This window comes from Fibrobacter sp. (genome assembly GCF_045131395.1).
In the GTDB taxonomy this organism is placed as follows: domain Bacteria; phylum Fibrobacterota; class Fibrobacteria; order Fibrobacterales; family Fibrobacteraceae; genus Fibrobacter.
The window spans coordinates 310996-319492 of sequence record NZ_JBGUQY010000004.1 but is presented as its reverse complement, the minus strand read 5'-3'; the positions used below and the strand labels follow the sequence as shown (position 1 = coordinate 319492).

Below are 8497 nucleotides of genomic sequence, written 5' to 3'. Positions count from 1 at the left end.
TTCCGAACACGGAAGTCAAGCCCCTCATCGCCGATGGTACCTGGCCTACGGGCCCGGGAGAGTAGGTCGCTGCTGGATTCACGCCCCGCTTGCCGTAAACGGCGAGCGGGGCTTTTTCTTTTTACAGACCGCTCGGCCCTTATGCAGGCAGGTGCCCGTGGCCGGGCCTCGCTCTCGCCGCCACGGCCTGTCAGTACAGGCCGCTTGCGGCTCACAGCCCCTTGAGCTTAACGCTCGAGGGGCCCTTTCTTTTTTTATACCCTGAAAACAGTTATATTTGCTCCTATATGCGGCCGGTTAATTTGTTTTGTCTTCTACTTCTTTTTCTTCTTGTGGCTTGCAAGGAAGAAAAGGAATTTCTGACTGCGAATCCTGGCGAAATTGTTCTGGATGTCAGGGCCGATAATTATTCGTTGAACGGTAGGGTTCTCGGTAGAACTGCTTCCGATTTTTCTGATGACGATTTGCTGATTGAGCACTTTGACAAAGAACTGAAAAAGGCTCAAGAAAATTTGGGTGAAGAAGTCCTGCAGATGCTGACAGGTGTAGAGAATCCCGTAAAACGCCAGCAGATCTTTAATGATTATCCGTTAGTCAAAATACATTATGATAACAACGTTACCTATGATGTATTCTATAAATCTTATTCAACCATTTCATTCCATTTTCATTCGTTTCAATTAGCATTTGGATCGAATTATAAGGATATCTGCAAGTTGCATAAACCCCATGAGAGTTATGTGCTTTATTCTCATGTATGCAAGAAAATGATTGATGCAAGAATTTCGGATCGTATTTTCCGAACCAAACAGTTCCGAAGCATGCTTATGAATCATGAGATCACCAATGATGATTTAAGATGGTGTGCGGCTGCTGATACAGCACTCTCGCTGACTGTTTACAGAAAAGACGGAAAACTTGCCTACTTGATTAATTGGAATGAAAATGGACAACCCGATGGATATAGAATGGACTCCTTCCCCAACGATTTTTGTTTCTGCGAGTTTATGGGAAAAATGGCGGGTCGGAGGAATCGTGTGACCTTACGTGTTCTGGACGATATTTTACTGGAGGATTTTGCTCCGGTTATTAAGAAATTAAATCAATATGGTTACATGATTGAATTTAAATCGTTGTCCCATTGAACTTTAGGGCCGCTTTTTTTCTATCCTTACCTATATGAAATCGACGTTATCGTTTGTGCTGCAGTTGCCGCCATCGACGGCTTATGCAAAGCTTGAATCTGTTGTAGAGAATTTGCTTTCGGGCATCTGCATGATGCTTGATTCCGGAAAGGTGAAGTTTTCGCTTTTCATGGATGGCCCGACGATTGAGGTGGCGAACAAGGTTGCACGCCCGCTGATGTTTGGCAAGCTGCGCCACGCCATCGAAGAAGGTTCCCTTGAACTTTTGGGCGGCGGTTTTTACGATCCCATGCTTCCCTTGTTCCCTACGGAACTCCAGTCCATGCAGCTCAAGAAGCATGGCAAGCTCCTGTGGAAACATTTCGGCATTGAACCTTCCGGTTATTTCAATTCTTCCATGGTCTGGGAAATGGAGATGACTGAACTTTTGGCCAAGCATCGCTTTGAATATGCGCTTGTGCAAGAAGCTTCTCTCCAAGACGCCCTGGGCCGCACGACTCCGGTTTCAGGTTGGTATTCTATCGAAGACAAGGGCTCCTTTATGCGGGTGGTCCCGGTTTCGCAGAAGCTGTCCGATGCCATTGCTAACGATGACTTCCAGTGGGAACAGATTGCGGAACCCTATTGCCGTGAAGGCAAGTCTGCCGTGGTGGGCTTGAACATTCCTCCGCAGCCGGGTGACATTATTCCGTTCTTTGAACGCTTGATTGAATTTGTGGAAATGAACGAGATTTCCACCAAGACGGTTGCAAGTCTTGTGGCGGATCAAAGTTCCGAAGGCCGTGTCAGCTTCCTGTTGTCGTCGGGGAGTAAAATCGGTTTGCCTGCGGCCGCCAAGACCTGTCGCGAGCTCTTGATTAGAAGGCCCGAAGTCAACTTGTTGCACAAGATGTTCTTGTCGCAGTTCCACCGTGCAGCGGCATTCCTTAAGGGCCACGAACGGGATGACTTCTTCGAAATGCTTTTGCCAGCCATGTCGCCCATTTATTACCGCGACATGCAGGACTCTGAAGGCATGCGTACGCCCATGGTCCGTTGGTGGGGCTCCCGCTTTTTGTTGCAGGCGGCAAACCGTTTGACCGATCTTGTTTCCTTTGACGGAATCCGCTTGGATATCGCGGACTTCATGCTTGACGGTAGCAAGTGCATTTGGGCCGAGAACCATTCTTATTCCTTCTTGCTTGACTATGTGGCGGGCGGCATCTTGAATGTCCTGAACGCCAAGGAGGCCGAAAACTCGGTTCTTGGGGCCTGGCGAGATGACGGAAACCCTGCTGTGGGCTTTGTGGACTTCATGATTCCCAATGTGGAGTTGAAGGCCGAAAAGTTGGACCAAATTTTATCGGACCGCGAAGGGGTGCTTTCTGCTCCTTATGATTACCAGATCAAGCGTCACGATGCCGGTACGGACATAGCCCTGCTTTCGGAACAAAACGCGACGCTTGGAGCCGAGACTTATTCCCTCCATGTCGAAAAGAATTTCGGCCTTTCATCTACGGGTTCGGAGTTCTCGGTAGAGTACAAGCTTACGAACAATTCTCCTGCGACTATAAAGGGATTCTTCGGTACGCTTCTTGATACGGGGCTTCTTGCTTGCGGTTATACCAGTAAGGATATTCTGGTCGATGGAACTCCCTTGAAGTTTAACTTCCGCGATCCGCTCATTTTCCCGGACGCCTCGAAATTTGAAATTTCGGATATGGTGACCAGTTCCAGGATTGAACTGGTATTCGAGAAAAAGACTTCGCTGTTGATTTCTCCCATATTCGGAGCGTCTTCCCTTGCGGCACCTGAGGCCCTGCAGGGAATCCGCGTGTTCCCGTTCCAGAAGGTGAATCTTGAAAGCCAGTCCGAATGCACGATGCAGCTGACGGCCAAGATTTCCAAGAGGTAACCGATGAAACCAGACTTGATTGACATACAGGTGGAATCTCGCGGAAACGACGTGGAACTTTCCTTGTCCGGTTCCCTTGGCTTAGTCCAGCTTACGGCGGTTAAAGAAAAACTGGACATGCTGGTAGAAGGCCCTGGGTGTTTCTACTTCTTGAATTTGCAGAACGCCCATTTTACAAGCGACCGCTATCTTGATGTTTTCTTGGAACTGCTGAATCGGGTCAAGTCGCAGAAGTCCGCATTGATCTTGATTTTTGATTCAGCCGAACTCTACGATTATTTCTCGAAGTATCTGAACATATTCGAAGTCTACGAAAACCGCAAGGCCTACAAGAAATCGGGAACCAAGAAGCAGTTGCAGCAGATTGGACTGCACTACGGACTCCGCTCGGGTATTACGGTGAGTTCGGGTGTTGCGGTTGCGCTTATTTCTTTGATCCTGGGGTGGATGATTACCTTGTTCGTGATTATTTCTACCCAGGGACATGACTTGGCCGATAAACAGGCTCAGATTATTGCACTCCAGAACCAGAAGGATCGCTATATCAAGGAAATCGACAAATTGGAATCGTCGATTGGCCCTTTACGTAAGCTCGGCGTGGTGCAAGATACGACAAGGCTCAGTTCTTTCGGTTTAATCCAGGATTGGGTGAGTTACTTGGAATATCTAGAGAATACAAGGCGTGAAAAGTAACGTTCGCATATCCAAGCTGACCTTTGCCGTAGCCCTGGTGTTTTGCTTCGGGGCCTTGGGGCTTTTTGTGTCTTATTGGTTTGCGCGCCAGGCTGAAATCAGGCAGCTTGTTGAGCAGGAGGCGGCACTGCGTGCCGATCTTGAACAGTTGAGCGCTTGGGGCAAGTGGACCATTGACTATGTCAAGATCAGCCGCGCCCTTGATTACCTTTCGAAGGGTCGCTTGACTGAAGAACAGCGTGAAATGCTCACGGAGCAGATTTGGCAGATTTCCAGGTCCTATGCCACGGACCCCCTGCTTATTTTGGCGGTGGTGGCACAGGAAAGTCGCGGAAACCCCAATGCCCGTGGCCGTAAACAGTCGGGCGCTTATTCGGGTGCACTGGGGCTTATGCAAATCAAGCTTGAAACGGCCAAGAAGATGAGTGCCCATTTTGGCCTTCAAATCGAAACCGAAGAAGACTTGCTGAAACCTGAAATCAACGTGACTGTAGGAACGGCCTATTTGATTCGCCTGATTTCTAAGTATGGTAACTGGAAAGATGCCCTGATTGCATACAACTTAGGACATTCGGCGGTGGACCGCATGCTGGAATCGGGGAAACCGCTTCCGACCAAGTATTACGAACACGTGATTTCCAAATACCGCAAGCTGACGGAGCTGGAATTTAAAACAAGCGACCAACAGCCGGTATATGACGACCAATGGCAAATGGAATAGTGTCAAATTTGCTAAATTTGCACCATGTTCCGAATTTTGATAGTCCTTTTGATGGCGTCTTTTGTGCTTGCCGGCGAAATCCGGTATAGCTTGGAACAATTTGTCGAAGAAGGTTTGACGAATGACCCCCAGGTGGCAGAACTTAAATTTGGCACCGAGGCCAAGAAAGATCAGATCCGCAGGCTGAAATCCGAAGCTATTTTGCCGACTTTTTATGTGGGCATGATGGTGGGTCCCGCTCCCGGCTTGAAGAATGAATTGCAGGACGGCGATACGGTGGAAGTTTATGACTTTACCAAGATGGGCCCGTTTTGGGGTGTCCAGGCTCGATTTGTGCAACCCCTGAATTTGGGACAATATCGTGCCGGTAAAATGGCCCTGGAAGCTGATTTGCAGCAGAAGACCTTCGATATCGAAAATCAGGTCCATAAGAAAGACGTTGAACTGCAGACCTATTATTACAATTACCTTTTGGCCAAGGAAATGATCCGCATTGCGGGGGATGCCAAGTCGAAGGTGGATGAGGCTTACGAAAAGCTCGAAGAGGCCCTGGACGAAGACGACCCCAATGTGTCCCAGATGGATCTTTTGAACCTGAAGGCTAAAATGCATACCGTTAAGGAAGGCGTTTCTGAAGCCAATTTGGGAATGAAGCGCGTGATGCTGGCCATTCGTTTTTCGTTAAAGATGAACGAAAATGATACCTTTGTGGCTGAAGACTCGGTGCTGGTTCCGCGAACGGAACCCCTGCCCTCCTTGGATGAAGTCCGCAACTTGACCTTGAAATACAATCCGGAATTGCGTCAGCTTGCGGCTGGAATCCGTGCCCGTCGAATCCAGATGGATTTGGCCGAGGCGAAACTCGCTCCCGAATTCTTCGTAATGGGCGAAATTGAATACGTCAAGAGCTGGGCCGGTAACAGAAGCGTCTTGCAGAAGAACGCCTTTGCCGAAGACGCGGTGAACAAGCTCGATGGTGTTCTTGGCGTCGGCGTCCGCTACAATTTGAATTTCTGGAAAAACTGGGAAGGATACCGTTCTGCCCGCACGGACATGCGCGGTCTCCAGCTTAAGGAAGCCTACGCTTCGGAAGGCCTGATGGCCAAGGCCGAAGAACAGTATTATCTGGTGGTTGCAGCAAAAGAAAAGCTAGATGCCATGAAGGAAAGCCTGCGTGCATCTGAAGGTATTCTGAAGGGTGCGGCCATGCAGTACGATTTGGACAAGTCCAAGACGGGTGATTTGGTTTCGGCATATACGCAGAATATCACGATGCAGAAAGATTACTATTTTGCGGTATGCTCTTACAATGTGGAATTTGCTCAGCTGATTGCTAAGATAGGGATGTCGCTGAAGGATTTCCACTCGATTTATATGAATCAGTGAGTAAAAAGGAGAACAATATGCTCAAGAAAATTTTAATTGCTGTCGCCTGTGCCTCGTTGGTTGCCTTTGCGGCCGAGGACCCCGTGACAACGATCAAGAAGAAGGATGCTGAACTTCAGACACTTCTGAAAAAGTCTAGCCGAAATGCGAAGGAAACGGAACGTGTCAAGAGCTTGCTCAGCGATTCCTTTGACTTTGCCCTGCTTGCCAAGAAGACAATTTCTTCCAGCGATTGGAAGGCTCAGGATGCCACCGCCCAGGAAAAGTTCGTGACGGAATTCCAGCGCATGGTCCGTAACTCTAGCGCAAAGCGCCTGGAACTCTACCGCGCCGATTCTACCATCTATGAACCCGCCAAGATGAAGGGCGACAACGAAGCCCGCGTGGTAGCCCACCTTTGGAACAAGGGGAAGGAATCGGTTCTGGAATACAAGATGAGCCTGGTAGACGGCAAGTGGATGGCTTGGGACCTGGTCATCGACGATCTTTCTACTGCACGCAATTACAAGGATCAGTTCTCGCAAATTCTTAAGAACAAGAGCTTTGCGGAGTTGATCGATATCATCAGCAAAAAGGCTGACGAATCGGAGAAGTAATCGCTTTGATTTGGTTCTGGGGCGTACTTTGTGCTTTGGCGCTTGTCGCCCTGTTTTTCCCGTTTGTATTCTGGATGGATTTTACGGCGGGACTTGAAGGCGTGAAAGTTCAGATTCGCCTGTTCAAGAAAAACCTCTACACCTACAAGAAGAACTTTAAGAAAAAACAACCTTCTCAAGAAGAGGAGGTTGTTTCTGTCGATAAAGAAGAGGAGGAGGCCGAGGCTGTTGCACCGGCCCCCGCACCGAAGGTAGAGAAGTCTGAAGCTCCGAAACCTGAACCGGAGCCGGAACAAAAGGCTGAGCCGGAAAGCAAGCCGGAATCTGAGAATAAGCCGGCACCAGCAAAGAAACCGGAATCGGCTCCCGAAAAGCCGGTAGAAAAGAAGGATGAACCGAAGCCTGTAGAAAAAAGGGACGAGTTGAAACCTGCGGATAAGCCGGCAGAGAAAAAAGAAGAGCCTAAACCGTCGGAAGAAAAATCTTCTGATGCCGATGAGAAAGAAAAGCGCTCGCTGACGGATCAGGAATTCTGGACTCTACTCTTGACGCCGGAATTTGATTCGCGTGCCTGGTGGGCAGTGCGCCATGCGTTGTCTGCCTTGTTTAGGTTGTTCAGGATTCGCTTTATCGATTGCTTTGTAGAAGGAATTCGCTTGCAGGAATACGAAAACATGGGCTATGCGGCTGCATTGAACGGGTTCCTCAAGAGCTTCCCCTACATCGGGGCTTGGGACTTTCGTATGGATTGGACCCGCGACCATGAACCGAAGGCGGAAGGTCACATGCGGGTATCGGTGAATCTGTGCCGCACGTTGGGTTTGATTCTGGCAATCCTCTTTTATGGAGGCATTGTTGCCTTTACGTTCTGGCGTCGCAGGGCTCGTATCCTTAAGACGGGCGAACTCCCGGAACTTGGATTTATCCGCAACAAGATTGTGAAAATGATGTCGGAGGATGATTAATGCCTGCTTTGACTTTGGACAGACTGCTGGCCTCGATTGGTTTTGGCTCTCGCAAGGAAAGCCGTGCCCTTGTACGTATGGGTATGGTGGAACTGGACGGCAAGGTCCTTGACGACCCGTTTATGGAATTCAAGGTAAGGCCTGAGTTCATCACGGTGAACGGCGAAGAAGTACCTACTATCGAAAAGCTCTACATCATGATGGACAAGCCGCTGGATGTGGAATGCAGTCACAACGCCCGTGACCACCAGTCGGTGTTTGAACTGTTGCCGGACCGCTTTACGGCCATGGGAATTCAGACCGTGGGACGCCTGGATGCGGATTCGTCGGGCTTGTTGCTGTTCTCGAACCAGGGGGACTTTATCCACAAGGTGGAAAGCCCCAAGAAGGGTTACCTCAAGCAGTACCGCGTGACGCTTGCCAGGCCCTTTACCGAAGAACAGAAGGCCGAGCTGTTGCGTGGCGTGATGCTCAAAGACGAAAGAAGGCCGGTGCTTGCACGGGCCTTGGAGGTTGACGGGGATTCCGTCTTAATTTCGATTGGCGAGGGATTGTACCACCAGGTTCGCAGGATGTTTGCGGCTGTGGGCAATCATGTGGAAACGCTTAAGCGTGAAGCCATCGGCCCAGTGGTGCTGGACCAGACCCTGGGTAAGGGCGGATGGCGTTACTTGACGGAAGAAGAAGTGGCGTCGCTGACCTGAGTTTCCTCAGATTCAAGCTTTGCGTTCGCACCTTCCACCAAGGCTTCCAAGGAGTTGATCTTGTCCTTGATGTCGTTGCTGAACTTGAACGAGGGAACCATGCGTTCTTCGATCAAGACGGTTTCACCGGTGCGGGGATTGCGGGCCGGGCGAGCCTTGCGGGGCTTGCAGGCAAAGGTGCCGAAGCCACGAATCTCGATGGTGTTGCCTTCGATCAGCTTTTCGCCCAAAAGGTCGAGAAACTGCTCGATGACGGTCTTAATATCGTTACGCACAAATCCGGTGGACTTGGCGATCTCTTGAATCAGTGCTTGTTTAGTTATATTTGCCACGGCTTAAATATAGGTTTATCAATGAGTTAGCGTACCGGTCTGAATAAAATTAAACAATTTT

9 protein-coding genes are annotated in these 8497 nt (G+C 49.5%); 8 read left to right on the top strand and 1 reads right to left on the bottom strand.

All coding sequences use genetic code 11. The features are described from left to right. The first annotated feature begins 332 nt into the window (after window positions 1-332). Genes ACJMNB_RS03625 through ACJMNB_RS03590 form a run of 8 tightly spaced genes read left to right on the top strand, consistent with a single transcriptional unit; the run spans window position 333 to window position 8104 of the window. Window positions 333-1145, top strand: a complete 813-nt coding sequence (locus ACJMNB_RS03625) for a hypothetical protein (RefSeq protein ID WP_405339092.1) — start codon at window positions 333-335, stop codon at window positions 1143-1145. A 34-nt stretch (window positions 1146-1179) separates the two neighbouring features. Next, window positions 1180-3039: an alpha-amylase/4-alpha-glucanotransferase domain-containing protein gene (locus ACJMNB_RS03620; RefSeq protein WP_405339090.1), complete on the top strand. Its 1860-nt coding sequence runs from the start codon at window positions 1180-1182 to the stop codon at window positions 3037-3039. 3 nt (window positions 3040-3042) lie between these two features. Then, window positions 3043-3732 carry a hypothetical protein gene (locus ACJMNB_RS03615; RefSeq protein ID WP_405339088.1) on the top strand — a complete coding sequence of 230 codons (690 nt, stop codon included), beginning with the start codon at window positions 3043-3045 and terminating at the stop codon, window positions 3730-3732. Further along, window positions 3722-4453 (top strand): lytic transglycosylase domain-containing protein, encoded by a 732-nt coding sequence (locus tag ACJMNB_RS03610; protein WP_405339086.1) that lies wholly within the window; start codon window positions 3722-3724, stop codon window positions 4451-4453. The genes ACJMNB_RS03615 and ACJMNB_RS03610 overlap by 11 nt, the downstream gene beginning before the upstream one ends. Window positions 4454-4477: 24 nt before the next feature. Beyond that, window positions 4478-5839, top strand: coding sequence for a TolC family protein (locus tag ACJMNB_RS03605; protein ID WP_405339084.1), 1362 nt, complete (start codon window positions 4478-4480; stop codon window positions 5837-5839). Window positions 5840-5856: 17 nt separating this feature from the next. Further along, window positions 5857-6435, top strand: coding sequence for a phospholipid-binding protein MlaC (locus ACJMNB_RS03600; protein WP_405339082.1), 579 nt, complete (start codon window positions 5857-5859; stop codon window positions 6433-6435). 5 nt (window positions 6436-6440) lie between these two features. Continuing rightward, window positions 6441-7400 (top strand): SPOR domain-containing protein, encoded by a 960-nt coding sequence (locus ACJMNB_RS03595; protein ID WP_405339080.1) that lies wholly within the window; start codon window positions 6441-6443, stop codon window positions 7398-7400. Next, complete coding sequence (locus ACJMNB_RS03590) at window positions 7400-8104, top strand: pseudouridine synthase (protein ID WP_405339078.1); 705 nt, start codon at window positions 7400-7402, stop codon at window positions 8102-8104. The genes ACJMNB_RS03595 and ACJMNB_RS03590 overlap by 1 nt, the downstream gene beginning before the upstream one ends. Here ACJMNB_RS03590 and ACJMNB_RS03585 read toward each other — a convergent pair. Then, the gene (locus ACJMNB_RS03585) at window positions 8068-8436 is read right to left on the bottom strand and encodes an HU family DNA-binding protein (RefSeq protein ID WP_405339076.1); all 369 of its coding nucleotides are present in this window, start codon (window positions 8434-8436) and stop codon (window positions 8068-8070) included. The two genes, ACJMNB_RS03590 and ACJMNB_RS03585, sit on opposite strands and share 37 nt — an antisense overlap. Between the last annotated feature and the right edge of the window lie 61 nt (window positions 8437-8497).

Coding starts and splice junctions, on each gene's coding strand:
- ACJMNB_RS03615 (WP_405339088.1), top strand. CDS start 3,043: ATGAAACCAGACTTGATTGACATACAGGTGGAATCTCGCGGAAACGAC.
- ACJMNB_RS03605 (WP_405339084.1), top strand. CDS start 4,478: ATGTTCCGAATTTTGATAGTCCTTTTGATGGCGTCTTTTGTGCTTGCC.
- ACJMNB_RS03590 (WP_405339078.1), top strand. CDS start 7,400: ATGCCTGCTTTGACTTTGGACAGACTGCTGGCCTCGATTGGTTTTGGC.
- ACJMNB_RS03620 (WP_405339090.1), top strand. CDS start 1,180: ATGAAATCGACGTTATCGTTTGTGCTGCAGTTGCCGCCATCGACGGCT.
- ACJMNB_RS03600 (WP_405339082.1), top strand. CDS start 5,857: ATGCTCAAGAAAATTTTAATTGCTGTCGCCTGTGCCTCGTTGGTTGCC.